This is a genomic window from Acidovorax sp. 99, assembly GCF_003096455.1.
GTDB classification, from domain to species: Bacteria; Pseudomonadota; Gammaproteobacteria; order Burkholderiales; family Burkholderiaceae_C; genus Acidovorax; species Acidovorax delafieldii.
Genome location: NZ_QEKU01000001.1, coordinates 3,588,993 through 3,613,207 on the forward strand (window position 1 = coordinate 3,588,993; position 24,215 = coordinate 3,613,207).

At 61.5% G+C, this 24,215-nt stretch carries 24 protein-coding genes; 20 read left to right on the forward strand and 4 right to left on the reverse strand.

All coding sequences use genetic code 11. From position 1 onward, the window contains the following. Positions 1-7 precede the first annotated feature (7 nt). From C8C95_RS16640 to nagZ, 7 genes are all read left to right on the forward strand, one after another. Entirely contained in the window at positions 8-370 is a 363-nt protein-coding gene (locus C8C95_RS16640; RefSeq protein WP_116749306.1) for a DUF4845 domain-containing protein, read from the forward strand. Then, the gene (rnc, locus tag C8C95_RS16645) at positions 371-1,054 is read left to right on the forward strand and encodes a ribonuclease III (RefSeq protein ID WP_116749307.1); all 684 of its coding nucleotides are present in this window, start codon (positions 371-373) and stop codon (positions 1,052-1,054) included. Further along, the gene (gene era / locus C8C95_RS16650; protein WP_116749308.1) at positions 1,051-2,055 is read left to right on the forward strand and encodes a GTPase Era; all 1,005 of its coding nucleotides are present in this window, start codon (positions 1,051-1,053) and stop codon (positions 2,053-2,055) included. Before rnc ends, era begins: the two co-directional genes overlap by 4 nt. Before the next feature lie 91 nt (positions 2,056-2,146). Next, complete coding sequence (gene recO / locus C8C95_RS16655; RefSeq protein ID WP_116749309.1) at positions 2,147-2,911, forward strand: DNA repair protein RecO; 765 nt, start codon at positions 2,147-2,149, stop codon at positions 2,909-2,911. Next, positions 2,908-3,690, forward strand: a complete 783-nt coding sequence (locus tag C8C95_RS16660; RefSeq protein ID WP_116749310.1) for a pyridoxine 5'-phosphate synthase — start codon at positions 2,908-2,910, stop codon at positions 3,688-3,690. The genes recO and C8C95_RS16660 overlap by 4 nt, the downstream gene beginning before the upstream one ends. A gap of 58 nt (positions 3,691-3,748) precedes the next feature. After that, complete coding sequence (acpS, locus tag C8C95_RS16665; protein ID WP_116749311.1) at positions 3,749-4,156, forward strand: holo-ACP synthase; 408 nt, start codon at positions 3,749-3,751, stop codon at positions 4,154-4,156. Positions 4,157-4,219: 63 nt separating this feature from the next. Then, positions 4,220-5,311, forward strand: a complete 1,092-nt coding sequence (nagZ, locus tag C8C95_RS16670) for a beta-N-acetylhexosaminidase (RefSeq protein ID WP_056061394.1) — start codon at positions 4,220-4,222, stop codon at positions 5,309-5,311. Positions 5,312-5,375: 64 nt separating this feature from the next. Here the strand turns inward: nagZ and C8C95_RS16675 are convergent, their stop codons facing one another. From C8C95_RS16675 to lysS, 3 genes are all read right to left on the reverse strand, one after another. Further along, entirely contained in the window at positions 5,376-6,035 is a 660-nt protein-coding gene (locus C8C95_RS16675) for a mechanosensitive ion channel family protein (RefSeq protein ID WP_116750328.1), read from the reverse strand. A gap of 62 nt (positions 6,036-6,097) precedes the next feature. Further along, positions 6,098-7,132, reverse strand: coding sequence for a diguanylate cyclase (locus tag C8C95_RS16680; RefSeq protein WP_116749312.1), 1,035 nt, complete (start codon positions 7,130-7,132; stop codon positions 6,098-6,100). 86 nt (positions 7,133-7,218) lie between these two features. Then, positions 7,219-8,763, reverse strand: coding sequence for a lysine--tRNA ligase (gene lysS / locus C8C95_RS16685; protein WP_116749313.1), 1,545 nt, complete (start codon positions 8,761-8,763; stop codon positions 7,219-7,221). A 120-nt stretch (positions 8,764-8,883) separates the two neighbouring features. Here lysS and C8C95_RS16690 point away from each other — a divergent pair, with 120 nt between their 5' ends. From C8C95_RS16690 to C8C95_RS16745, 12 genes are read left to right on the forward strand one after another with little or no spacing between them, the layout of a single operon-like run. Next, entirely contained in the window at positions 8,884-10,410 is a 1,527-nt protein-coding gene (locus C8C95_RS16690; protein WP_116749314.1) for a lipid II flippase MurJ, read from the forward strand. Positions 10,411-10,423: 13 nt separating this feature from the next. Further along, positions 10,424-11,257, forward strand: a complete 834-nt coding sequence (locus C8C95_RS16695) for an aldolase/citrate lyase family protein (RefSeq protein WP_116749315.1) — start codon at positions 10,424-10,426, stop codon at positions 11,255-11,257. A gap of 8 nt (positions 11,258-11,265) precedes the next feature. Continuing rightward, on the forward strand, positions 11,266-11,808 hold the full coding sequence (locus C8C95_RS16700) for a sugar transferase (protein WP_165836553.1): 543 nt from the start codon (positions 11,266-11,268) through the stop codon (positions 11,806-11,808). Between the two features lie 3 nt (positions 11,809-11,811). Then, positions 11,812-13,626, forward strand: coding sequence for an asparagine synthase (glutamine-hydrolyzing) (gene asnB, locus C8C95_RS16705; protein WP_116749317.1), 1,815 nt, complete (start codon positions 11,812-11,814; stop codon positions 13,624-13,626). Between the two features lie 53 nt (positions 13,627-13,679). Continuing rightward, a complete protein-coding gene (locus C8C95_RS16710) occupies positions 13,680-14,897 on the forward strand; it encodes a hypothetical protein (RefSeq protein ID WP_116749318.1) in 1,218 nt (405 codons plus the stop codon). A 14-nt stretch (positions 14,898-14,911) separates the two neighbouring features. Further along, complete coding sequence (locus C8C95_RS16715) at positions 14,912-15,907, forward strand: GNAT family N-acetyltransferase (protein ID WP_165836554.1); 996 nt, start codon at positions 14,912-14,914, stop codon at positions 15,905-15,907. A 9-nt stretch (positions 15,908-15,916) separates the two neighbouring features. After that, positions 15,917-16,603, forward strand: a complete 687-nt coding sequence (locus tag C8C95_RS16720) for a class I SAM-dependent methyltransferase (protein ID WP_116749320.1) — start codon at positions 15,917-15,919, stop codon at positions 16,601-16,603. Then, positions 16,600-17,343, forward strand: coding sequence for an acylneuraminate cytidylyltransferase family protein (locus C8C95_RS16725; RefSeq protein ID WP_116749321.1), 744 nt, complete (start codon positions 16,600-16,602; stop codon positions 17,341-17,343). Before C8C95_RS16720 ends, C8C95_RS16725 begins: the two co-directional genes overlap by 4 nt. After that, complete coding sequence (gene neuB, locus C8C95_RS16730; RefSeq protein WP_116749322.1) at positions 17,343-18,389, forward strand: N-acetylneuraminate synthase; 1,047 nt, start codon at positions 17,343-17,345, stop codon at positions 18,387-18,389. Before C8C95_RS16725 ends, neuB begins: the two co-directional genes overlap by 1 nt. A 3-nt stretch (positions 18,390-18,392) precedes the next feature. Then, positions 18,393-19,544 (forward strand): UDP-N-acetylglucosamine 2-epimerase, encoded by a 1,152-nt coding sequence (neuC, locus tag C8C95_RS16735; RefSeq protein ID WP_116749323.1) that lies wholly within the window; start codon positions 18,393-18,395, stop codon positions 19,542-19,544. 2 nt (positions 19,545-19,546) lie between these two features. Beyond that, positions 19,547-21,055 carry a DegT/DnrJ/EryC1/StrS family aminotransferase gene (locus C8C95_RS16740; protein ID WP_116749324.1) on the forward strand — a complete coding sequence of 503 codons (1,509 nt, stop codon included), beginning with the start codon at positions 19,547-19,549 and terminating at the stop codon, positions 21,053-21,055. Next, positions 21,042-22,850, forward strand: coding sequence for a nucleoside-diphosphate sugar epimerase/dehydratase (locus C8C95_RS16745; protein ID WP_243415713.1), 1,809 nt, complete (start codon positions 21,042-21,044; stop codon positions 22,848-22,850). The genes C8C95_RS16740 and C8C95_RS16745 overlap by 14 nt, the downstream gene beginning before the upstream one ends. Before the next feature lie 27 nt (positions 22,851-22,877). Here the strand turns inward: C8C95_RS16745 and C8C95_RS16750 are convergent, their stop codons facing one another. Then, positions 22,878-23,513, reverse strand: coding sequence for an LON peptidase substrate-binding domain-containing protein (locus tag C8C95_RS16750; RefSeq protein ID WP_116750330.1), 636 nt, complete (start codon positions 23,511-23,513; stop codon positions 22,878-22,880). Between the two features lie 79 nt (positions 23,514-23,592). On the opposite strand from C8C95_RS16750, the gene C8C95_RS16755 reads away from it, so the two are divergent. Further along, entirely contained in the window at positions 23,593-24,144 is a 552-nt protein-coding gene (locus C8C95_RS16755) for a YggT family protein (RefSeq protein WP_116750331.1), read from the forward strand. The last annotated feature ends 71 nt before the right edge of the window (positions 24,145-24,215 follow it).

A 24,215-nucleotide genomic window follows, 5' to 3' on the forward strand; every position in this document is an offset into this window, starting at 1 on the left:
GTCATTGATGAAGACATATCGCACTGCAAGCCGCTCAAGCCAACGCGGGCTGTCGTTTTTCGGGCTGATTTTTGTGGGGCTGATCGCTGTGGCCGCATTTGCCATTGGCGGACAGTCGGTGCCGATTTTTCTGGAGTACACCTCTGCGAAGAAGGCCATTGAGAAGGCCAAGGTGGAGAGTACGGTGCCCGGGGTGCGCGCTGCGTTTGATCGTGCTGCGGCCATTGACGACATCAAATCCATCAAGGGGTCAGACCTTGAGGTAACGAAGCGAGGCGACAAGGTGGTGGTGTCGTTCAAATACTCGCGCGAGATTCCCCTGGCGGGCCCAGCCTATCTGGTCTACCGCTTTGATGCGCAGACCAACTAGGTGCAGCCCGGTCTTTTAGCTCTGCAGGATCGCCTGCAGCATGTGTTTACCGATCCTTCGCTGCTCCAGCGTGCCACCACACACCGCAGTTTCTCTGCGGACCATAACGAGCGGCTTGAATTTCTCGGCGACTCGGTTTTGAACCTGGCGGTGGCCAGCCTGCTGTACCAGCGTTTGTCTGCCTTGCCCGAGGGGGACTTGTCGCGGGTGCGGGCCAATCTGGTCAAGCAGGACACGTTGCACCAGTTGGCGGTGCGGCTCAAAGTCTCAGAGGTACTGCGCCTCGGAGAGGGTGAGGCGAAATCAGGGGGGCAACAGCGCCCTTCCATCCTTGCGGACGCATTGGAGGCCTTGATCGGCGCGGTGTATCTGGACGCTGGCTACACCAGCGCAGAAGCGCTGGTGCACCGTCTTTTCCAGGGCGTGGAGATCAACCCGCAGATGCAGGCAGCATCCAAGGACGCCAAAACCGCGTTGCAGGAGTGGCTCCAGGGCCGCAAAATGAGGCTGCCGCAGTACAAGGTGGTCGCGACGGTGGGTGCGGCCCACCGCCAGACCTTTGACGTCGAGTGCGATATTCCCGAACTGGGCCTGACCGAGCGTGGCATCGGCGGTTCCCGCAGGGCAGGCGAGCAAGCCGCCGCCGCGGCCATGCTGGCCACATTGAAAGCAAAGAATTTATGAATGACGCTACCAAAGATGTAGCTCCTGACCAGGGTGCTGAAAGCGCCCCGGTGCAAAACGATCTGGAAGCCATGCTGTCTGCTGCGGGGGCTCCGGCGGCTGTGCCTGGCCAACGCTGTGGTGTGATCGCCATTGTTGGCAAGCCCAACGTGGGCAAGTCCACCTTGCTCAATGCCCTGGTGGGGCAAAAGATCAGCATCACCTCGCGCAAGGCGCAGACCACGCGCCACCGCATCACGGGCATTCGCACCCTGGACCAGACGCAGTTCATTTTTGTGGACACCCCTGGCTTCCAGACCCGGCACGCCACCGCACTCAACAAGTCGCTGAACAAGACTGTGATGGGCGCGATTGGCGACGTGGACCTGATCCTTTTTGTGGTGGAAGCCGGCAACTTCACGCTGGCGGATGCCAAGGTGCTTTCGCTGTTCAAGCCGGGCATTCCCACGCTGCTGGTGGCCAACAAGCTGGACATGGTGCACCGCCGTGCCGAGCTGGCCCCCTGGCTCAAGAGCATGCAGGAGCGCCATCCGTTTGCCGAGTTCGTGCCCATGTCAGCCAAGAACAAGGGCGACATCGAGCGTTTGTTTGGCATCTGCGCCAAATACCTGCCCGAGCAGGCCTGGTGGTATGGCGAGGATGAACTGACCGACCGCAGCGAGAAATTCCTGGCCTCTGAAACCGTGCGCGAGAAGCTGTTTCGCTTCACGGGCGACGAACTGCCCTACACCTCGACCGTGGTCATCGACAAGTTCGATGAGGAAAAGAGCAAGCAGCACAAACGCCTGGTCAAGATTGCCGCCACCATCGTGGTGGAGCGTGACAACCACAAGATGATGGTCATTGGCGACAAGGGCGAGCGCCTGAAGCGCATTGGCACCGAGGCCCGCCAGGAGCTGGAAAAGCTCATGGACGCCAAGGTGTTCCTGGAGCTGTGGGTCAAGGTCCGCTCCGGCTGGGCCGATGACGAAGCCCGGGTCCGCTCCTTCGGCTACGAATAACCCCGAAAGCTGACTTCCCCGTCTTCCTGCGCACACACCCCGCAGCAGGCGTCACGGGCGATCCCTCCGTACCATTCATCCCCGCAGCACCGTGGCCGTAGCCAAGCGCATTTCTGATGAACCTGCGTTCGTGCTGCACAGCTACGACTGGAGCGAATCCAGCCTGATCCTGGAAGTCTTCTGCCGCCAGCAAGGGCGGACCGCACTCGTGGCCAAAGGGGCCAAGAAGCCCAGCTCCAACTTCCGCCCGGTGCTGCTGCCGCTGCAGCCCTTGCTGGTGACCTACACGCTCACGGGCGATGGCCATGCGGACATCCACACGCTCAAGGGCGCTGAATGGGTGGGGGGGCATGTGATGCCCACGGGAGATGCCTTGCTGTCGGGCATGTACCTCAATGAACTGCTGCTGCGCCTGCTGGCGAGGGCAGACCCGCACCCGGCATTGTTTGATGCCTATGCAGGGGTGGTGCGCGTGCTGGCCAGCGAGCATGGCGATGCGCTCGAGGCGGTGCTGCGCAGTTTTGAGCTGCTGCTCCTGCGCGAGATCGGCCTCTTGCCGGGACTGGACGTGCAGACCATGACCTTCGCCCCCCTGGAGCCGGGCACCCGCTACACCCTGGTGCCCGAAGGCGGCTTGCGTGCCGCGTCGGCAGCGGATCGCGCAGGCCTGCTGGGCAGCCAGTGGCGGGCCCTGCAGCATGGCCTGGACGACGTGGCCAGCTACACCGCCACCTTGCGCGCATGTGCCCCCGTGGCGGCCGAACTCAAGCCGCAGCTGCGTGCCCTGCTGCAATACCATTGCGGCAGCCCGACGCTGCGCACCCGCCAGCTCATGATTGATTTGCAGGCCCTATGAATCCATCCTCTCACTCTCCACAGCGCACCGCCTTGTCCGTCAATGTCAACAAGGTGGCCTTGGTGCGCAACACGCGACACCTGGGCATTCCCAGCGTCACCCGCGCGGCCGAGTTGTGCCTGCAAGCGGGTGCGCAGGGCATCACGGTGCACCCCCGGCCCGACGAACGCCATATCCGCGGCCAGGACGTGCATGAGCTGGCAACCCTGATGAAGGCATGGCCCGACCGCGAATACAACATCGAGGGCAACCCGTCGCAGAACCTGATGGATTTCATTCGCCAGGTGCGCCCCCAACAGGCGACTTTTGTGCCTGACAGCGAGGACCAGTTCACCAGCGACCACGGCTGGAGCTTTCCGCAAGATGCCGAGCGCCTGGTGCCCCTGGTGGCCGAATGCAAGGCCCTGGGTGTGCGCGTGAGCCTCTTCATGGACCCGGTCCCCGAGCAAATGGCAGCGGCCAAGGCCGTGGGAGCCGACCGGGTGGAGCTGTACACCGAGCCCTATGCCGCCGCCTGGGGATCGGCACATCAGGCGGCCGAGCTCAAACGCTATGCCGCAGCCGCCCAGGCCGCGCTGGACGTCGGATTGGGCGTCAACGCTGGCCATGACCTCAACCGGGACAACCTTGCGGCTTTTGTGCGCGAAGTGCCGGGCGTTCTGGAGGTCTCGATTGGTCATGCGCTGATTGCCGATGCGCTGGAGCTGGGCTACGCCGCAACCGTGCAGGCGTACCTGGACTGCATTGCCCAGGGCTTTGTGGGTGCTGGGAACTCCTGATTTGATAGCTGCAGAGGCATGTTTCACTAGCGCTTCCAGCCATTTTGATTGAGATTTCATGATCTACGGCATCGGCACCGACATCTGCGACGTGCGCCGCATCGCGGCCAGTCTGGCGCGCCACGGCGACCGCTTTGCTGAAAAGGTGCTGGCCGAGGGCGAACTGGCCACCTGGCGTGAACGCAGCGCGCGCAGGCCCGACCGGGGTTTGCGCTACCTGGCCACCCGGTTCTCGGCCAAGGAGGCTTTCAGCAAGGCGATCGGTCTGGGCATGCGCATGCCCATGACCTGGCGCCACTGCGAGGTCGCCAAGCTACGCAGCGGCCAGCCTGTCATCGTGCTGCACGGCGCGCTCAAGGAATGGTTTGAGGCCCAAGGGCTGCAGGCGCACCTGAGCGTGACCGACGAAACCGACTACGTCGCCAGCTTCTGTGTGGTAGAAAAAATCCAAACCAAATTACCTTGAAGCGCATGATTCATATGTGCTGATAGCTATCAATTGAGTCGCAATTGACCCTTGAAACGTCCCATGACTGAACACGCACCCCTGATCCTCGACGTCGCTGGCACCACCCTCAGTGCCGATGACCGCCGCCGCCTGGCGCACCCACTCACGGGTGGTGTCATCCTGTTTGCCCGCAACTGGGAAAACCGCGCACAGCTGCTGCAGCTCACCAGCAGCATCAAGGCCGTGCGCGACGACCTGCTGATCTGTGTGGACCACGAAGGCGGCCGCGTGCAGCGCTTTCGCACCGATGGTTTCACCCACCTGCCGCCCATGCGCGCGCTGGGAGAGATGTGGATGGATGACGGCAAGGGCGCCAAGGCTGTGCCCGGCAGCGGCGCCCTGCGCGCCACCAATGCGGCCACGGCGGCGGGTTATGTGCTGGGTACCGAATTGCGCGCCTGCGGTGTGGACTTCAGCTTCACGCCCGTGCTCGACCTGGATTGGGGCGAAAGCGGAGTGATTGGAGACCGGTCCTTCCACCGCGACCCCCGTGTGGTGGCGCTGCTGGCCAAGAGCCTCATGCACGGCCTGCTGCAGGCGGGCATGGCCAACTGCGGCAAACACTTCCCTGGCCACGGCTTTGTCAAGGCGGACTCGCACACCGAGGTACCCGTAGACAAGCGCAGCCTCAAGGCCATCCTGGCCGACGATGCGGCGCCTTACCCCTGGCTCAGCAGCACGCTCACCAGTGTGATGCCGGCCCATGTGATCTACCCCAAGGTGGACAGCCGCCCCGCCGGTTTCTCGCAGCGCTGGCTGCAAGACATCCTGCGCCGCGAGATGCGTTTTGACGGCGCGATCTTCAGCGACGACCTCAGCATGGAAGGGGCCCGCCGCCTGGACGGCCAGGTGGTCAGCTACACCGATGCCGCCGTGGCGGCGTTGGAAGCGGGTTGCGACTTGGTGCTGCTGTGCAACCAGAGCGTGGGCGATGGCAAGGCGGTGGACGAACTCATCACGGGCCTCGACAACGCCCGCAACCAGGGGCGCTGGCAGCCCAGTGTGGATAGCGAATCCCGCCGCCTGGCGCTGCTGCCCGAAACCCTGCCGCAGGCCTGGGATGAACTGATGTACCAGCCTGCCTACCTGCAGGCGCTGGACCTGTTGCCCTGACCCGCGTGTGGTGGTGGTGTGTCCGGTTCGGCGCCCCCCCTTGCGGTGCCGAGTGTGTTACCCGCTAGGGCGTGTTGAAGGGCCCTGGCGTCACAGGCGTCGGTGCGGCCGGTGAGGCATTGGCTGCCGCATCCGCAGTGGCCGCAGGCGGGGCAGGGGGCGGCGGCACTCCTTGAAACCTGCGCACCACGCGCTGGAACACCAGCGCATTCGGAATCTGCAGCCAAGCCGTGTGACCGGTGGCTGCGCCGTGGTCTTCCAGCGTGGTGTAAAGCAGGTTGATGTCCACCACGCGCCCCTTGGCGCCAGGCTTCTCTGCGGTGTCCAGCACCTCGATGTAGTCGCCGATCTTGAAGGGCCGCACGGTGAAGATCAGCAGCGCACAAAACAGGTTAGACAGCACGCTCCAGGCCGCGAAGAACGCGACGGCACCCACGGTGGCAAAACCGGTGAAGGCGGTCCAGAGCACCGTGGCCGACACCCCCATGCGCTCCAGCACCAGTAGCGCGGCGCTGGCAATGATGAGCCAGCGGATCAGGCCGTTGATGGGCACCAGCAGTTCATTGGGCAACTGGTAGTGGGCGCTGGCACGGCGCACCAGGCGCCTCAGTGTGCGCTGCAACAGCCAGGCGACAAACAGAATCAGCAGGATCTGCGAGCCAGGAATGATGACCTCAAGCCAGTCCTGCATCCACTCGGGCAGTCGGGTTTTCAGAACTTGCATGCGGGAGACGGCGGTACGGGCGTTGCGTTCAGTCGCGTCGAACGAGAAGAAGTGGAAGAAACTCAATTGCGCAATTGCTCCACGGTGTCCATTTGCATTTCAAAACTGAAGAAGCGGTTGCGGCCCTGGGCCTTGGCGGCATAGAGCGCCTGGTCGGCCCGCATGATCATGCTCTCGGCGTTGGTGCTGTCGTCGGGCACGCAGGTGGTGATGCCACCCGACAGGGGCAGTGTGTCGCCCAGTGGGGAGTCTGCGTGTGCAATGGCGCGCACCTTGAGCAGCTGCCCGAGGGCGCGTGCAAAGGTCATGGCGCCGGAGCGGGGCGTGTTGGGCAGGATGAGTGCGAACTCTTCCCCCCCGTAGCGCGAGGCCACGTCCCGGGGGCGCACACAGACCTCGCGCAACAGTCGGCCCACCTCTTTCAAGCAGGCGTCTCCTTGCACATGGCCGCTGGCGTCGTTGAAAAGCTTGAAGTGGTCCAGATCGCACAGCATCAGCGTGAGCGGCGTGCCGTCGCGTCGCGCAGCCAGGATCTCGTTGTGCAGGATGCGGTCAAACCCGCGGCGGTTGACGAGGCCCGTGAGCGCATCGATTTCCACCATCTCGTTGAGCCGCTGGTTGGCGACATGCAACTCGGCCGACATCGACACCAGCCGTCGGCGCATGTCCAGCAACCGCCGCATGGCGCGCAGCTTGGCCATCAGCACGATGGGCTTGACGGGTTTGACCAGGTAGTCGTCGCCCCCCACCTCAATGCCGCGCCACACATCCAGTTCGTTGTCCAGGCCCGACAGGAAGATGATGGGCGTCCAGTCCCCCGCCTCGCTCTCACGCATCTGCTGCGCCACCCAGTAGCCATCCTGGCCCGGCAGCTTGATGTCCAGCAGCACCAGATCGGGCCGGTGGGTCTTGAACAGATGCAGCGCAGCCTGGCCCTTGGGTGCCTCGAAGATGTCTGACACCCCCGCCCGCCGCAGTTCGGCCACCAGCGCCGCGCGCACGGACCCCTGGTCTTCGACCACCAGTACCGAAAAAGCATTGCCCGAAGGCAGGGGCTCGTTGGCAGGGTAGGGCGCGTTGCTGGAACTGAAGGGCACGGTATGTCTCCTTGGTGCCTGGTGCCTGGTGCCTGGTGACCGGTAGAGGGGGCAGTCGCAGACCGCCCTCCGACGCAAATCAGGCCTCAGGACTCGCGGCGCAGCGCAGGGAACAGAATCACGTCGCGAATGCTGGGGCTGTCAGTCAGCAGCATCATGAGGCGGTCAATACCAATACCGCAACCCCCTGTGGGTGGCATGCCGTACTCCAATGCGCGCACGAAGTCGTGGTCGTAGAACATGGCTTCATCGTCGCCACTGTCTTTGGCGGCCACCTGGGCATGGAAGCGTGCGGCCTGGTCTTCGGCGTCGTTCAGCTCGCTGAAGCCGTTGCCGAACTCGCGGCCGGTGATGTACAGCTCAAAGCGCTCGGTCACCTCGGGGCGGGTGTCGTTGGCACGTGCCAGGGGCGAAATTTCGGTGGGGTGTTCCATGATGAAGGTGGGCTGCCACAGCTTGTCTTCCACCGTTTCTTCAAAGTACAACACCTGCAGGCTGGCCAGCGTGCGGGTCGAGAGCTTGTCCTTCTCTTCGGTCATGCCCAGCTTCTTCAATGCGCTGATGAGCCAGGCGGCATCGTCCACATGGGCACCGGCCTCGGTGTACTGGAAGATGGCTTCACGGATGGTCAGTCGGGCAAACGGCTGGGTCAGGTCCACCGCGCGGCCCTGGTAGGTCATCTGCAGCGAGCCCGTGGCCTTGAGCGCCACTTCACGGATCAGCGTCTCGGTGAAGTCCATCAGGTCCAGGTAGTTCCAGTACGCCGCGTAGAACTCCATCATGGTGAACTCGGGGTTGTGGCGCACCGAGATACCTTCGTTGCGGTAGCTGCGGTTGATCTCGAACACGCGCTCGAAGCCGCCCACGATCAGGCGCTTCAGGTACAGCTCGGGCGCGATGCGCAGGTACATCTCCTGCTCCAAAGCATTGTGGTGCGTCACGAACGGCTTGGCATTGGCACCGCCCGGGATGGGGTGCAGCATGGGCGTTTCGACTTCGAGGAAGCCGTGGCTCACCATGAACTCGCGCAGGCCGCTCACGGCCTTGCTGCGGGCCACGAAGCGCTTGCGGGCCTGCTCATCGGTGATCAGGTCCACATAGCGCTGGCGGTACTTCTGCTCCTGGTCGGCCATGCCGTGGAACTTGTCCGGCAGCGGGCGCAGGCTCTTGGTCAGCAGGCGCAGGGTGGTCACCTTGACCGACAGCTCGCCGGTCTTGGTCTTCATCAGCAAGCCTTCGGCTCCTACGATGTCGCCCAGATCCCAGTGCTTGAAGGCCGCATACAGCTCTTCGCCCACAGCGTCACGGGTCACATAGAGCTGTATACGCCCACCCACTTCGCCCAACGAGCCGTCCTGGATTGTGGCGAAGCTGGCCTTGCCCATCACCCGCTTGAGCATCATGCGGCCGGCCACGGACACATTCACCGGCGTGGCTTCCAGGGACTCGTTCGTGGCAGCGCTGTGTTCCAGGTGCAACTGGGCAGCCTTGTGGCCGGGCTTGAAGTTGTTGGGAAAAGCAACGCTACCGCCGTTGGCCTGTGCTTCGCGCAGAGCGCGGAGCTTTTCGCGGCGCTCGGCGATGAGCTGGTTGTCGTCCTGGGGAGGGAGGGTTGTATTGTTGTCAGACATGGAGGGCCGCCCGCAGATTGAGGCGTTCAGAGGCATTGTTTCGGGCCAAAACCCGTGATTTTAGTTTTTTGGCCGTGCCGTGTGGAGTTTGCGCCCGTCAGACCCCGGATAATTTGCCGCATGTTCCTTAAAGCTGGCCTGCTTTCACTGTTGCTGCTGCTCGCCAGCCGTGTGTTGGGGGTGGTACGCGAAACCGCACTGGCTGCTGCTTTTGGCAACTCCGGCATGGCTGATGTGGTCATCGTCATGGTGACCCTGCCGGATTGGCTTGCGGGCGTATTCGTCAGCGGTGCGTTGGCCTATATTCTGCTGCCGCATTGGGCGAGAGAGTCAGCCGCGCAGCAGAATGCCACACAACATCGGGTGGCCAGGTATCTGCTGTGGGGAAGCATCCTGCTTGCAAGTGTGATGATGGCGACCCATGCTTCATTGGGGGCTCTGCTGGTGCCGGGAGTATCTCTTTCCCTTGAGGGCTCAGTCGGTCAAGCGGTTGTCTGGAGCGCTCTTGCCTTACCAGCCGCCATGCTGGCGGGTCTGTGGGCAACGCGGCTGCAGCATGAGAGGGACTTCCTGGGCATGTATAGCGCGAACCTGGTGGTCAATGGTGTGTTGATCACAGCCCTGGTCTTTTGGAGTACGCGTGGATCTGCGACGGGCGAAGGGGCGGTGCCAACGTTGGGTGTTTTTCTGTTGGTAGCGGTCTTCATGAGGCTGCTGTGGCAGGGCTGGCGCATGCGACCGCTGTACCGCCATGGCAACTCCCCGCCCTCTTCTTCCATCGCGCCTGGCCCTTTGCCCGGCTGGCGCATCTGGATATGGGCGGTTTTGGGGGCCGGTCTGCCACTGACCTTGCCCCTCGTGGCGCGTACCTTCGCGTCTGGCGCGGGTGAGGGGGCTCTTGCTACCTTCAACTATGCATGGAAACTGGTGGAGTTGCCGTTGGTTCTGGCGATCCAATTGGTGGCGTCGCTGGCTTTCCCCGCCATCGCCCACGCCCACGGCAGGCAAACCGACTCTGAGAATTCAAACGACGAAGCGATGGCATCTGCCGTGCGCAGCGCCCTGATATTGGCCTGGACATTGGCCTGCGCGGCAGCCGCAGCGTTGTTGGTGGGGGCGCCCGCTATCTCCAGTTTGCTCTTCGGCTGGGGGCACATGCAAGCCTCAGCGTTGGTGCAGATTGCAGCCTGGGGTAGTGCGGGTGCCTGGGGCTTGTTGCCGCAAGCACTTTTGGCGGTGGCTTTGACTATTTTGGCCACCGTAGGGCGCATGCGTTTTGCAGTGCTGGCCTATGCGCTCGCCCTGGCGATAGTCCTCGTTGCGGGAGTCATGGGTTACACGGCGGGGCACCAGCTGATGTGGGCTCTGAATGCGGGGTTCCTTGGTGCTGCGGTGGTGGCTTGGGGCGCGCTGGGCGTGCCTGCCATGCGGCGCTGGGTTCCGGTGGGGGCCTTGCTGTCGCCCTTTTTCATGCTGGTGGCCTGGGTGGCCGTGACGCAATGGCTTGGCCTTGCGGAAGCAACACCTTCTTCGATTCCTGGATCAAAACAGGCTCAAGCGTTTCTTCTATCTGCGGTAGCTGCTCTCTTTGTTGTAGCGTCTGGTTGGTTCGTTGGCCCCGGATTGCGCCAAGCCCTGCGGTCATAATCCGATCCCAACCATGATGGATTTTCTACAGATCACCAATGACCCAGATCTGGCGCGCCGTTGCGATGCGCTGCCCGGTATGCGCTTGTTTGTCGATCTTGAAAGGAATGGCAAGGCCGCGCGCCAGGCAGGACGTAACACGTTCATCAGCACGCACCAACCTGAGGATGTAGGTCGTATCAAGGCTCAGTTGCGGCGGTCCCAGTTGATGGTGCGGGTGAACCCGTTGCACGAAGGCACGGCCGTGGAATTGGACACAGTGCTGGCGCAAGGTGCCGACTCGGTAATGTTGCCCATGTTCCAGACCCCCGACGAGTTGCGTGCCTTCAGCCGTATCGTGGCAGGGCGGGCTCCTATCGTTGCGTTGCTGGAGACGGCGGGTGCACTGCATTCACTGGATGCTTGGGCGGATACCCCGGGGCTGTGTGAAGTGTTCGTGGGGCTGAACGACTTGCATAAGTCCCTGGGTTGCCGGTTCATGTTTGAGCCCTTGGCGCAGGGGCTGCTGGACGTCGTGGCACACAAGGCCCATGCGTATGGATTGCGCTTTGGTTTTGGCGGCATCGCACGATTGGACGAAGGGCTGCTTCCGGGCCGTGATGTGTTGGCTGAGCATGTTCGCTTAGGCTCACGAGGCGTGATTTTGTCGCGCACTTTTCATCGACCAGACGAATCGGGGGCTGCCGTGCACACCTTTGAGGCCGAGGTTGAAGCCCTACGGCAGTCTGAGCAGACCTTGTCAACGCGTACGCCAGAGCAGGTCGTTGCAGACAGGCTACGTATCAGCAGTGCGATACGTTCTATTGCAACGTCCATGTCCGTGCGGACTGTAGAGGCAGTGGATTGAAGCGCGGCGTGGATATCGTGCTTTCCTTGGTGGCGCTGCTGGTCCTAAGCCCGCTGCTGTTGGCGGCTGCGCTGGCGATTGCTTTAGAAACGGGTTTTCCGGTTCTTTTCCGGCAGACCCGCCTGGGTCTGAATGGCCAAGAGTTCGGCATGTACAAATTTCGCAGCATGGTGAAGAATGCGGCTCAGATGGGTCCATATTTCACCGCTGAAAATGATCCGCGCATCACCCGCGTTGGCCGCTTCATACGCCGCACCAGCATCGATGAACTGCCTCAGCTAATTAACGTGCTTACGGGTGAGATGAGCATAGTCGGCCCGCGCCCCGATATGCCCGCTCAGCGAAGCCTATACACCGATGCTGACTGGGTGCAGCGGTGCAGCGTGCGACCCGGCATCACAGGGCTGGCTCAGGCCCTGTATCGGTCCAATTCGACAGAGGTGCAGCGGCTGGAAGCCGACCTGTGCTACGCACGCGAAGCTTCGCTCTGGCTCGACCTAAAGATCTGCTGGTGGACATTGAAGCGCCTGGGCGGCTTGGACGCGAACTGAACCATGTGCGGTATTTTTGGCTACTGGGATCGCATACCACAGTCGCTGGACGATGAAGTCCTGCGCGGTATGGCGCAAGCGCTGGTGCACCGCGGACCGGACGACGAAGGCATCCACCACCAGCCCCAGCGGGGTGTAGCTATCGGCAACCGGCGCCTGTCCATCATCGATCTAGGCGGCGGTCACCAGCCCTTTGTTAGCGACGACGGCTTGGTTGCCGTGGTGCAAAACGGCGAAATCTTCAATCACTTGGAGTTGGCCGCCGAGCTGCGCTCCCAGGGCGTGCGTCTGCGCACGCAGTCGGACACCGAAGTCATCCTGCGCCTGTACGAGCGCGAGGGCATCTCCTGCCTGAGTCGCCTGAACGGTATGTTTGCCATTGCCATCGACGATGCGCGCGAAGACGCGTTGTATTTGGCGCGTGACCGCATCGGCGTCAAGCCCCTGTTCGTGCACGACGACGGCCAGCGCCTGTTGTTCGGCTCCGAGCTCAAGGCCCTGTGGCCGGCCATGCGGAGAAAACCCGGCATGTGCCTGGAAGCGGTCCACCACTACTTGACGTTCAATTACATCCCCGCGCCTTGGACCGCTTACGAGGGCGTACGCCATGTCATGCCTGGCACTTGGCAGAAGTACACCCGCGGCCGACATGTGCAGACGCAGCGCTGGTGGAGCTTGGCAGACCAGCATGAGCAAGACTGTGAATTTGGAGATTGGTCCGAAGAGCTCATGTCACTGCTCGACGACGCGACGCGCATCCGCCTGCGTGCCGACGTGCCCTTTGGTGCCTTTCTGTCGGGCGGGGTCGATTCGAGCACCATTGTCGGCCTGATGGCGCGGCATGTGGGACAGCCAGTCAAGACCTTCTGCATTGGCTTTGAAGACCCGCGCTACGATGAGTCCGCCTTCGCTCTGCAGGCCGCCCTGCGTTTTGGTTGTGACCATACTATGGAGGTTGCCGAACTGAATATGTTGGCCCAGTGGCCCCGTGTGCTGCGCCATCTGGATCAGCCGCACGGCGATGCGTCCTTTATGCCCACCCTGCGCGTGAGCGAGCTGGCAGCAAAGCAGGTCAAGGTGGTGCTGACCGGCGATGGCGGCGACGAGCTGTTTGCCGGCTACGACAAATACGCGCAGTTCTTCGCCCGGCCCGATGCATTGGCCCTGCCACAGGCCGCGTTCGAGCGCAGCTACTTCGACAGCATTTCACTCTTCAGCCCCGAGGCCAAGGCTGCGCTATACCGGCCCGAAGTGCGCGCGCAGCTGGCGGGCGTCGACAGCTTCACCGCTGCGGCCCAGCCCTGGTTTGCCGAGGCGCAGCACTTCGACCGTATCAACCGGGCGCTGTACCTGGACATGCAGCTGCTGCTCAGCGGCAACAACCTGGTCAAGCCCGACCGCATGGGCATGGCCGTGAGCATCGAGGCGCGTACTCCCTTTCTCGACTGGCGCGTGATGGAATTCGCGTTTCGCTCAAGGGGCGCGACCAAGTTGTCGGTCAGCGGTGACAAGAAACACTGGTTCAAGTCGGCCGTAGCGCCGCTGATTGGTGAAGACTTGGCGTGCCGCAGGAAGCAGATGTTTACGGTGCCGGTGGGGGAGTGGTTCCGCAAGGAGAGCTACGCCTGGCTGGAGCAGACCCTGCAAGGCAGCGAGCTGATTGCGCGCCTGTTCCAGCCGCAGCGGGTCAAAGGGCTGCTGCAACGCCATCGTGATGGCAACACTAACCATACCCGAGAGTTGCGTGCGCTGGTGGCCTTGGCTATCTGGGAAGCTGGCATCGTTCAACAGGGATGGGGTGCTGGCGTAGCCGTATGACCCGAGCTGCGTGCTGCATTCCCGGAGTAAGGTCGCCGTCAGTGCAGCCGCCTGTGTGGCTGTTCGTTGCCTATGGCGGCGGGCATGTGAAGGCCTTGCTGCCGGTTGCTCTGCAAGCGCAAGCGCGGGGGCTAGCCCGCGTAGTCTTCGTCGCACTCACTACGGCAGCGAATCTGGTGCGCGAGGCTGGATTGCCTGCGTACGGCTTTGTCGACTTGATCGGCCCCTCAGACGACCAGGCCTTGAAGCGAGGCAAGCAACTAATCCAGACCTTGTCGGTGCAGGCGGCTCAGCGCAAGGAGTCGATCGCTTACCTGGGATTGTCCTACGCAGAGCTCGAAGCTGACGTCGGACCGCAGGTGGCTAAGGCCCAATATGCTCAATACGGTCGCCAATCCTTCCTGCCCGTGCGCGTACTTGAACGCGCCATCCGCCGCTGGCAGCCAGCATGCGTGCTAACCACCAACTCCCCGCGCGCCGAGCGTGCTGCGTTGCTGGCGGCCCGACGCCTGGGCGTACCCAGCCTATGCCTTGTTGATCTATTCGGCCTTTGGGAGCGTGACTGGCTGGTCCGGCCGGATTACGCCGACGCCCTGTGCGTGCTCAATCCGCAGGTGTCAGCCGACCTGGCGGCGGCGGGGCGGCCGGCGAGTCACATTCACGTGACAGGTAATCCTGCCTTCGACCACATCCACAACTCTGCGGTCATCGCCCAGGGCCAAGCCCTTCGATTAGACGTTGGCTGGATCGCGCAGCGCGTGCTGCTTTACGCATCCTCTCCAGAGCCACGGGGTGTCCCGGGCATAACTGGGCGTGGCGATCCAGCGTGGCCGCGTCACGTCGAGGAGCGGTTGATTGATGCAGTCCACGCTGATCCCTCATTGGCCCTTTGGGTACGACGCCATCCCAGCGAGGCAGCGGCCGATGCAATCCGCGGTGCGTCCCATCCCCGGATCCGTGTCTCCGAGGGCCTGCTGCATCCTTACCTGCACGCCTGCGACGAGGTGGTGGTGACCGTGTCCACGGTGGGCGTCGAAGCAAACCTCGCGGGCTGCGACGTGACCCAAGTACGCGGTTCCATTCTTGACAGCTTAAGCCCTTACCTAGCCATGGGCATCGCGAAGCGCGAGTTGCAGCTATCCGAGATCGGCGCGCGCCTGTCCCAGGCAGCGCCGATTGTGGCAAGTGCCTCCCATCACACTCCTGGTCAGGCCGTCTCGCGAGTGCTTGCAGTGGCGCACAGCCTGTCTCGCGGGGGGGGGGGCTCTTAGTGCGCATCGTCACCTTGTCCACCGCCGAGGCTCAGGCTCGCTTCGAGCGTCTGCCTTCCGCGTTGCGTGTAGCCTCGCTCAGCCCCGACTTTGCAAGGGCCGATTCTCGTAGAGACCCTAAACTGCAGTGCGTACATGCCTGCCTCGATGGTGGCGACAGTGAGTGGATCCATACGGTGCATTTGCTGCCCCTGGCAGGCCAAGCGGGGGAATGGGGCGCGATTTCGCCTTATGGCTACGGGGGGCCTCTCACGCCAGCCACCGCAACGGCGTTCCTAGACCAGGCTTGGTCGGTCTGGCAGGTCTGGTGCCGACAGGAAGGTGTGCTGGCCGAGTTTTGCCGCTTCCACCCCCAGTTGTCGCAAATGGCACGTGCCTTCGGCGGCGCGGTAAAGGTGAACCGCCAGACCGTCTCGGTAGACCTTACAGTCCCTGATATAGCCTCCGGTTTTAACAGCCTCACCCGGCGCAAGATTCGGCGCACACAGCAGGCGGGCGTGCAGGCCTGCTGGAGCCGAAAGGCAGTCGATTGGGCCCGCTTTAGTACTTTCTATCGTGACGCCATGCAAGACCTGCAGGCCACCCCGTTCTACTTTTTCCCCAACTCTTACTTCGAGGCACTGTCCCAGCTGCCCTGTGCACACTTACTGGTGTGCGAGCGCGACGGCCGCTGGTTGTCGGCTGGGGTATATCTGTTGGAGAAAGGCGGCGTACTCGAATACCACCTGGGCGCCAGCAGTCGGGAGGGCAAGGAGATTGGCACCCCTAGTCTGCTACAGGCGCAGGCCGCGGCTTGGGGGCAAGCACAGGGCGCGCATTCGCTGTATCTTGGGGGGGGGGCGGATTCGTCACCGGATAATAAATTGCTGTTCTACAAACTGGGCTTCTCCCGGCGCACCTTGCCTTTCTTGGTGGGGGAGGCCATCCACGACGACAATCGCTACTGGGCAGCGGCTGGCCGGCTGGGCTTCGATCACACCCGCCCACCCGCTCGCCTCCTGCTTGACTGAAAGAACCTTATGAGCCGTGCCGACCTTTGGGAAGAGATATTTAGTAACCGTGCCTGGGGCCGCTATCCCCCTGAAGAGCTGGTCAGGTTCTGCGCGCAACGCTTTTATGCGCGCCAGCCGCGCAGCGACGTGAGGCTGCTAGAAATAGGCTTCGGCACTGGTGCAAACCTCTGGTACCTTGCGCGCGAGGGGTTCGGTGTTTACGGCCTGGAAGGCAGTGAAGTCGGTGCTGCGCAGGCTCGTCAGCGCCTAGATACCGAGCTTGTCGGTTGGAGTCGCGGCGAAGCTGATCGTCTGCGTGTTGGGGACATGTGTGACCCGCTGCCTTGGCCCGACAACCGCTTCGACGCGGTAATTGACAACGATGCTGTCACTTGCGTGGGCCATGACTGCGCTTGCCGCGTATATGCGGAGATGCACCGCGTGTCACGTCCGGGCGGCTGGCTCTATGTACGTACGCCGGCGGCCGGAACATGGGGCGACGGGATGGGCGAGCAACATGGGCACAACGCCTGGCGCTGTAGTGAAGGGCCATTCGTGGGGACTGGTGTTGTTCGCTTCGCATCCGAGACCGACCTGGCTACGCTATTGAAGCCTTGGAACGTACTGCAGATCGAACAAGTTTCGCGCACCCTGGAAAACCGCAAAAAAGTTCATACCGAGTGGGTCATCATCGCCCAGAAGGCTCCTGTATGAGCAACAGGGGCTCTCTCATATCCACGATTTGCGCGCGCGGCGGCAGCAAGGGGCTGCCCCGTAAGAACGTGCTGCCTTTTGCCGGATTGCCACTGATCGCCCACAGTATCAGACAGGCGCTGGCCTGTCCGCTAATTGAGGATGTGTATGTATCCACCGATGACGAGGAGATTGCGCAGGTTGCACGTGACCATGGCGCTCAGGTGCCGTACCTCCGCCCACCTGAACTTGCGACCGACGCAGCGGGCAAGCTGCCCGCCATTGAGCATTTGGTAGCTCATTTGGAGGCAGGCGGTGCGAAGATCGCCACTGTTGTCGACCTGCAGCCCACTTCGCCCTTGCGCAACGCGCAAGATATCGAAGCGGCTTTAGCACTGCGCGAACGCGCAGGTCTGGTGGTTAGCGTTACCCAGCCCTCTCACAATCCCTACTACACGCTCGTCGAGTCCACGTCCCGGGGGGGACTGAGGTTGTCTAAGACCATGGCATCAGTTCAGGCCGTCGCTAGACAGTCTGTGCCCGAGGTCTGGGGCTTGAATGGCGCTATTTACGTTTGGAGCCGCAACACTTTAGAGCATGCAGTGCATGAGGGCTTCTGGAGCGTCGAAATGTGCCCGCTGGTCATGCCACGCGAGCGCTCCATTGATATCGACGACTGCCTAGATTTCGACATCGCTGAATGGCTTTACACTAGTGGGCGCACGGGGGTGGCTAATATGCAAGCCTCGGGGAAGCGGTAATGAAACGTAGCAAAGTCTTCATCATCGCAGAGGCCGGAGTCAATCACAACGGCGACGTTGCAATTGCTCTGAAGCTTGCGGATGCCGCCTACGCCGCTGGTGCCGATGCAGTTAAGTTCCAGACCTTCCGCGCAGTGGACGTGGTCACTCGCAGCGCCGCCACCGCGAATTATCAACGTACCAACACTGGAGCCACTAGTCAGTTCGACATGATCAGGGCGCTGGAGTTAGACGAAGCCGGCCACGCGCAGGTGGCCGCGCACTGCAGGCAAATCGGCATCGAGTTTTTCTCCACCCCGTTCTCCGAGCAGGCAATAGAGCTGCTGGTGCGCCTAGGTGTGAGGCGCCTGAAAATCCCTTCAGGCGAAATCACCAACAAGCCGTTGCTGCAGCATGCGGCGGCCACTGGCCTACCGCTACTCATGTCCTCGGGAATGGCTAATCTGAAAGAGGTGCAAACGGCGGTGCTGTGGATAGGTGAAGCCCGCTTGGCTGCCGGGCACGGTGCGCCTGATGCAAGCAACCTGAGCTTGTTACATTGCACGTCCGCCTATCCTGCACCAGCCGATACACTAAATCTACGGGCGATACAGACCATGGCTCAGGCCACTAGTCTGCCTGTTGGATACTCCGACCACAGTCAGGGCGTGGAAGCTGCCCTGGCCGCCGTCGCGCTCGGAGCGTGTCTGATCGAGAAACACCTGACTCTGGACAGGTCGCTGCCAGGCCCCGACCACCGCGCGTCAGCCGACCCGCAGGAGTTCGCCGCAATGGTTCGCGGTATCCGTCTAGTAGAAGCCATGCTTGGCGACGGCATCAAGCGACCCACGCCGGTCGAGGCCAACACACGCGATGTGGCTCGTCGAAGTGTGGTGTTGGTAGCAACTCGACTACGGGGTCATGTATTGACTGCCGGCGACTTAGTGCTGCGCCGCCCGGGCACGGGTATACAGCCCGAGTACTTGACCCTGATGTTAGGGCGTCGGTTGGCTGCCGATGTGGCCGGTGACACCACCCTCACTTGGGATCTTTTGGAGCCCACTTGAGCGATGCGTAAAGTTCTATACGTTTCTGGCACTCGAGCCGATTTCGGCCTAATGGCATCCACTTTATCGCGTATAGCTGAGCATCCTGAGCTGTCGCTGCAGTTGGTGGTGACCGGCATGCACCTGAGCGAGTCTTATGGTTTTACTGTGCGAGAGATTGAGGCCGCCGGCTTTCCCATCGTCGCCCGTGTGCCTATTGACGTGGAAGGCCGAACGCCTCAGTCCATGGCAAAGGGTGTGGGCGAGGCTGTCATCGGCCTGACCCGCGCTATAGCCGACGCTAGGCCCGATCTCGTGCTAGTACTTGGCGATCGTGGAGAGATGCTGGCGGCGGCGATCGCTGCGATTCACTTGGGCATTCCAATCGTGCACCTTCATGGCGGCGAGCGTTCGGGGACTGTGGACGAATCGATCCGCCACGCTATTACCAAACTCAGCCACTGGCACTTCGTTGCCACAGAAGAGTCACGCGAGCGTGTTATACGTTTGGGAGAGCGACCCGAACATGTGTGGATTACTGGCGCGCCTTCGCTCGACAACCTGACCGACCTCGCTGCCAGGCCTCGTAACGAGGTGCTGAACACCTTGCGCTTGCCGATCGATGCTCGTTTCGTGCTGGTGCTATTTCACCCTGTGGTGCAAGAAATATCAAGCATACAGGACCAGGTCCAGGCGCTGATCGGCGCTCTGGCTGATGTGCTGCCCGGACGCGCCAGTCACGTTGTATGGCTGGCGCCCAATGCCGACGCTGGCTCCGCTGAGATACTGCGTGCGCTGGAGGCTGATGCGGGCGGTGTCGTCGGCTTGCCGGTAGTGCTTCTTACTCACCTTCCACGTCCGCAGTTCGTGGCAGCTACAAAGCATGCTATGGCCTTGATGGGCAATTCTTCGGCTGGCATCATCGAGGCGGCCTCGTTGGGTACGCCGGTAGTCAATATAGGTAACCGACAGCACGCTCGCGAGCGCAACACAAACACCATCGACTGCACGGCTGATCGCGCGCTCATTGCCGCGGCGCTGCTTCAGGCCCTGGAGCATGGCCCCTGCCTACCGGCCAATCGCTATGGTGACGGTCACGCTGGCGAGCGCATTGTCGAACTACTTGCGACACTGCCCATCGCCCCCGACCTCCTTGACAAGGTCAACACCTACTAGTCATGACACCGCAAGTCTTCGAATCGCTCAAAGTACCTATCAACCTGTCTTGGGGGGAGGCTGCAATCCTTCTGAACGACACCGCCCAGGGTGTACTGCTCGCTGTCGATTCAACGGGCAGTCTCATACGCACCTTCACCGATGGCGATATGCGTCGGGCATTGCTGCAATCTGTACCTGTCACTACGTTGCTGGCCGATCTGCCTGGTCGTGATACCCCGATTTATGTGCGTGACACCGCCACTCCATCGGAGATACAAGCGTTGATCGCGCAGCATGGCATTTCACATGTGCCTGTTGTCGATGACAGCGGCCGACTGGTAGACCTCATCACCACACGCGACCTTTCGCAGCGCATCTGGTTGTCTTCTCCACACCTAGGCGATGAAGAGTCGGTTTTTGTCGAAGAGGCCTTCCGCACTAACTGGATTGCTCCCCTCGGCCCGCATGTGGATGCGTTTGAGCGTGAACTCGCTACGCATGTGGGCGTGGGTCATGCCGCAGCCCTGAGCTCCGGTACGGCGGCCATCCACCTTGGCCTCTTGTTGCTGGGCGTACAACCGGGCGACACTGTTTTCTGTTCTTCGTTGACTTTCGTTGCTAGCTGTAATCCCATCCTCTATTGCAATGCACTGCCGGTCTTCATCGACTCAGAGCCGGACACCTGGAACATGTCACCACGGGCACTGGAGAGAGCTTTTGAAGCGGCACGCCGGGAGAACCGTCTTCCTCGCTGTGTGATCCTTGTCAACCTGTATGGTCAGAGCGCTGATATGGAGGCGCTACTGCCCATTTGCGAGCGTTACAACGTGCCCGTGCTTGAAGATGCGGCGGAGTCTTTGGGGGCCCGGTACAAGGGGCGCGCCAGCGGCAGCTTTGGCCAGCTGGCGGTGTACTCGTTCAATGGCAACAAGATCATCACCACATCGGGCGGTGGCATGCTAGTGTCTGACGACGCTAAGCTGATAGCCCGAGCCAGGAAGCTTTCTACCCAGGCGCGCGAGGTGGCACCCCACTACGAGCATGAGGAGGTGGGCTTTAATTACCGCATGAGCAACGTACTCGCGGGCATTGGACGTGGACAGCTCCGTGTCCTGGATGAGCGCGTTCGGCAGCGTAGGCGTGTCTTCGAGCGATACCAGCAAGCACTGGCCGATATCCCCTTCCTTCGTTGGATGCCAGAGCCGAAGGGTTGTCTCTCAACCCGTTGGCTCACGTGCTTCACGCTCGAGGGCGAAGGTGCCACTGCTCAATGTAGGGCTCTCATGCGGTTGATGGAGCGACATTCGATTGAAGTGCGGCCCGTGTGGAAGCCCATGCACCTGCAGCCGTTGTTCAGGAATGCTCCTTATTTCCCCCATGCTGATGGGGTGGATGTTTCTCGCCAGTTGTTTGAAACTGGCTTATGCCTGCCTTCAGGATCCAATTTGTCTGAAGCGCAGCAGGATCGGGTAATTGCTCATTTGCGCCGTGTCTTAACGTCGTCTTTGGATACTCGTGCGCTGGCATAAGAACAATCTGCTGGCATTTGTATTGGACTTGGCACTGGTCGCATTCGGCTGGTGGCTTACCTTCTGGCTGCGATTCAACTTGGATATACCCGATGAATTCCAGGCCGTGATGGTTGACACCCTGCCATGGCCGTTGCTCGGGTTTGGTACGAGTCTGCTGGTATGGGGGGTGTACCGCCACATCTGGCGCTATACCAGCGTGGCCGAACTCACGCGCCTTGTATATGGCGTGGTGTTCGCCGGTTTGTTGTCTGCGTCTGCAGTGCTGATGCTGCGAGTCGGGTCTTTCCCGCGCTCGGTGCTGCTGTTGCATCCCATGTTGGTGTTGCTGCTTTTGGGCGGTGCCCGCATCAGCGCCCGACTGTTGCTGGTCAACCGTGGGCAAAGTGCACCTACCGGCAAGCCCTTGCTGCTGGTGGGCTCGGTTCAAGACACAGCAGCGGCACTGCCTGCGTTGCGCGGGACGCGGCTGTGGTCGCCGGTGGGTATCGTCAGTCCCATCGCCGCCGAAAAAGGCCGCAGCCTGCAGGGACTGAGCGTGCTGGGAGGTTTGGGCGACCTCTCTCACATTGCTGCGCGCACCCAAGCGGCAGCCGCCCTTGTGGTCTTGGCCGCAGGGTCTGATGCCCGGCGAGAAGTGCTCATGGGTGCTAGCGAAGCGAGTCTGCCCCTTTTGACAATGCCGCGGCCAGACGAGTGGCTGCGCGCTGAAGATGGTCAACCTAGGCGTATCGAGCTGGAGGACTTGCTGGGTAGAGCGCCTGTGGCGCTGGATGAAAAGGGCCTGTCTGATCTCATTGCCGGAGAGACGGTGCTGGTCACCGGTGCAGGAGGTTCGATTGGATCTGAATTGTGCCGCCAGATTGCGCGCTTTGGTGTTGCGCGGCTTGTGTGTGTTGACGTGTCCGAATACGCCATCTACCAACTGGAGCAAGAGCTACGCAGGGCTCATCCCCAAATGCAAGGGCTTTACTACACCGCGAACGTCCGAGAGTATGAGCGATTGCTTGCCATCGCTCAGCTCCACCGACCGACGGTGGTATTTCATGCTGCCGCCTACAAGCATGTTCCCTTGATGGAGTCTTTGAACGAGGTGGAAGCCCTGCGCACCAATGTGTTGGGAACGTTGAATGCTGCTCGCGTCGCTGGCGCTGTCGGAGCTACGCGTTTTGTGCTGATATCCACCGATAAAGCGGTCAACCCGACCAATGTCATGGGTGCGAGTAAACGGCTCGCTGAACTGGTCATGCAGTCGGTGGCTGGCGAATGCGAAAGCACGCGTTTTGTGGCCGTGCGTTTTGGAAACGTGTTGGGTTCCAGTGGCTCGGTTGTTCCGCTGTTTTCTGCGCAGATCGCGCGTGGCGGTCCTGTAACAGTCACACATCCGGACATTGTTCGTTACTTCATGACGATTCCGGAAGCTGCCCAACTGGTTCTGCAGGCTGGTTTGATGGGGCAATCAGGGCAGATTTTTGTGCTGGACATGGGAGAGCCCGTCAAAATCCTTGATCTCGCGAAGATATTGATACGGTTATCCGGCAAAAACGAGCAGGAAATTCCTGTGGTGTTCACAGGGCTCAGACCCGGAGAGAAACTCTACGAAGAGCTTCTTGCCAATGGCGAAACCACTATTCCGACACCACATCCCAAACTGCACGTGGCCAAAACCAGCTCACCGGGTCGCCTGAACCCGGAGATGGTCTGCAGCGATATTGAGAGTTTAGGGGTTGCCCCGGCAGCTTCGTCGCTGCGTGCCTGGCTACAGAGTCTGGTACCTGAATACTCAGTGCGTTGACTCAAGCTGCGGCCTGTGTCTCTCGCGCTACTGCGCGATCCCCGTCCGCTCCAGCACATCCTCCACCAGTTCCAGGCGGACCAGGGGGTTGTCCAGCTCCATCAGCCGCTGTTTCAGCTCCAGTGGCACCGGCAGCAGTTCGCACCATCGGTTTGCCACCCAGCCGCAATCGTTCAGTTGTGCTGCAGTGGGGGTGACCAAGTGGGGCATGTCTGGGTCGCGTACCTGCAGCGTGTGCAAGACCTGCGCCAATGCAGTTGACGCCTTTTTGAGATCGTCTGGAACCGGTACTGTCAGATCCTGTTCGACGTGATCGACGTCAGCAATCCAAAGGCCGTGCTGCAGGTGATGGCGTTGAGTGATGCGAAAACGCTGGCTACCTCGGCACAACAGGGTGACCAGTCCGGGCTGGGGTGTCTCCAATTGCTCGATGATGGCCAGGGTACCGATGTCGTTGAATCGTTCTTCTGGCGCTCCGGCTTGGCGCACTTCCTGGCCTTGGGTGAGTGCAACCACGCCGAAGGGGGCGCCTGTTCGGTGGCACTTGCGCACCATGTCCAGGTAGCGCACCTCAAACACCCTCAGAGCTAGCACTCCGTCCGGGAACAAGACAGAGCCCAGGGGGAAAAGCGGCAGGGACGACAAGGTGAGGGGTGGGGTCATGGGCGCGTGGATGCCTTCGCCCGCTATCATCCCATGACACCGTCGGCTTTTGCTGCACACCACTGTTTTTGTCTCATCCATGCTCTATCAGATCGCCTCTTTCCTGCTCGATGTTGTTGGCGGCTTGCTGACCGGAGCCTGCCTTTTGCGGCTGTACATGCAGTGGCAGCGGGTGCCGTTCTCCAACCCGGTCGGTGGGTTGGTGTTTGCGTTGACCGACTGGCTGATCATGCCGCTGCGACGGGTGATCCCCCCTGCGGGGCGTTGGGATGTGTCCAGTCTGGTGGCTGCGATGCTGGTGCAGCTGGTGCAGTACGCGTTGTTGACCTTGCTGCTCAGTGCGGGATCGGCATGGGCGTGGTTGCCCTGGTTGGCATTGTTCGGGCTGCTGCGCGTGGCGGTTTCGGGGCTGATCGGCCTGCTGATTGTCTATGCCGTCCTGTCCTGGGTACAGGGTGGCCGTTCACCGCTGGCGGATGTGATCGCGCGTCTGTGTGAGCCTGTGTTGCGTCCTTTTCGGCGCGTCATTCCGCTGATGGGCGGCTTCGACCTGTCGCCATTGGTGGCGCTGGTGGCGCTGCAGGTCGTGATGATTGTTCTGGGCCATTTGCAGGCCAGTGTGATGCGTTAAGCATCCCAAAGGCCCGATGCGCTAGCCAAATATGCTCTGTTTGCTATTGAAAATATAGCAATGGCGTGGTG

Coding starts and splice junctions, on each gene's coding strand:
- neuB (WP_116749322.1), top strand. CDS start 17,343: ATGAAACGTAGCAAAGTCTTCATCATCGCAGAGGCCGGAGTCAATCAC.
- asnB (WP_116749317.1), top strand. CDS start 11,812: ATGTGCGGTATTTTTGGCTACTGGGATCGCATACCACAGTCGCTGGAC.
- C8C95_RS16740 (WP_116749324.1), top strand. CDS start 19,547: ATGACACCGCAAGTCTTCGAATCGCTCAAAGTACCTATCAACCTGTCT.
- C8C95_RS16695 (WP_116749315.1), top strand. CDS start 10,424: ATGATGGATTTTCTACAGATCACCAATGACCCAGATCTGGCGCGCCGT.
- era (WP_116749308.1), top strand. CDS start 1,051: ATGAATGACGCTACCAAAGATGTAGCTCCTGACCAGGGTGCTGAAAGC.
- C8C95_RS16660 (WP_116749310.1), top strand. CDS start 2,908: ATGAATCCATCCTCTCACTCTCCACAGCGCACCGCCTTGTCCGTCAAT.
- lysS (WP_116749313.1), bottom strand. CDS start 8,763: ATGTCTGACAACAATACAACCCTCCCTCCCCAGGACGACAACCAGCTC.
- C8C95_RS16725 (WP_116749321.1), top strand. CDS start 16,600: ATGAGCAACAGGGGCTCTCTCATATCCACGATTTGCGCGCGCGGCGGC.
- C8C95_RS16720 (WP_116749320.1), top strand. CDS start 15,917: ATGAGCCGTGCCGACCTTTGGGAAGAGATATTTAGTAACCGTGCCTGG.
- C8C95_RS16755 (WP_116750331.1), top strand. CDS start 23,593: ATGCTCTATCAGATCGCCTCTTTCCTGCTCGATGTTGTTGGCGGCTTG.
- C8C95_RS16690 (WP_116749314.1), top strand. CDS start 8,884: ATGTTCCTTAAAGCTGGCCTGCTTTCACTGTTGCTGCTGCTCGCCAGC.
- C8C95_RS16675 (WP_116750328.1), bottom strand. CDS start 6,035: ATGCAAGTTCTGAAAACCCGACTGCCCGAGTGGATGCAGGACTGGCTT.
- neuC (WP_116749323.1), top strand. CDS start 18,393: ATGCGTAAAGTTCTATACGTTTCTGGCACTCGAGCCGATTTCGGCCTA.
- acpS (WP_116749311.1), top strand. CDS start 3,749: ATGATCTACGGCATCGGCACCGACATCTGCGACGTGCGCCGCATCGCG.
- C8C95_RS16750 (WP_116750330.1), bottom strand. CDS start 23,513: ATGACCCCACCCCTCACCTTGTCGTCCCTGCCGCTTTTCCCCCTGGGC.
- C8C95_RS16640 (WP_116749306.1), top strand. CDS start 8: ATGAAGACATATCGCACTGCAAGCCGCTCAAGCCAACGCGGGCTGTCG.
- nagZ (WP_056061394.1), top strand. CDS start 4,220: ATGACTGAACACGCACCCCTGATCCTCGACGTCGCTGGCACCACCCTC.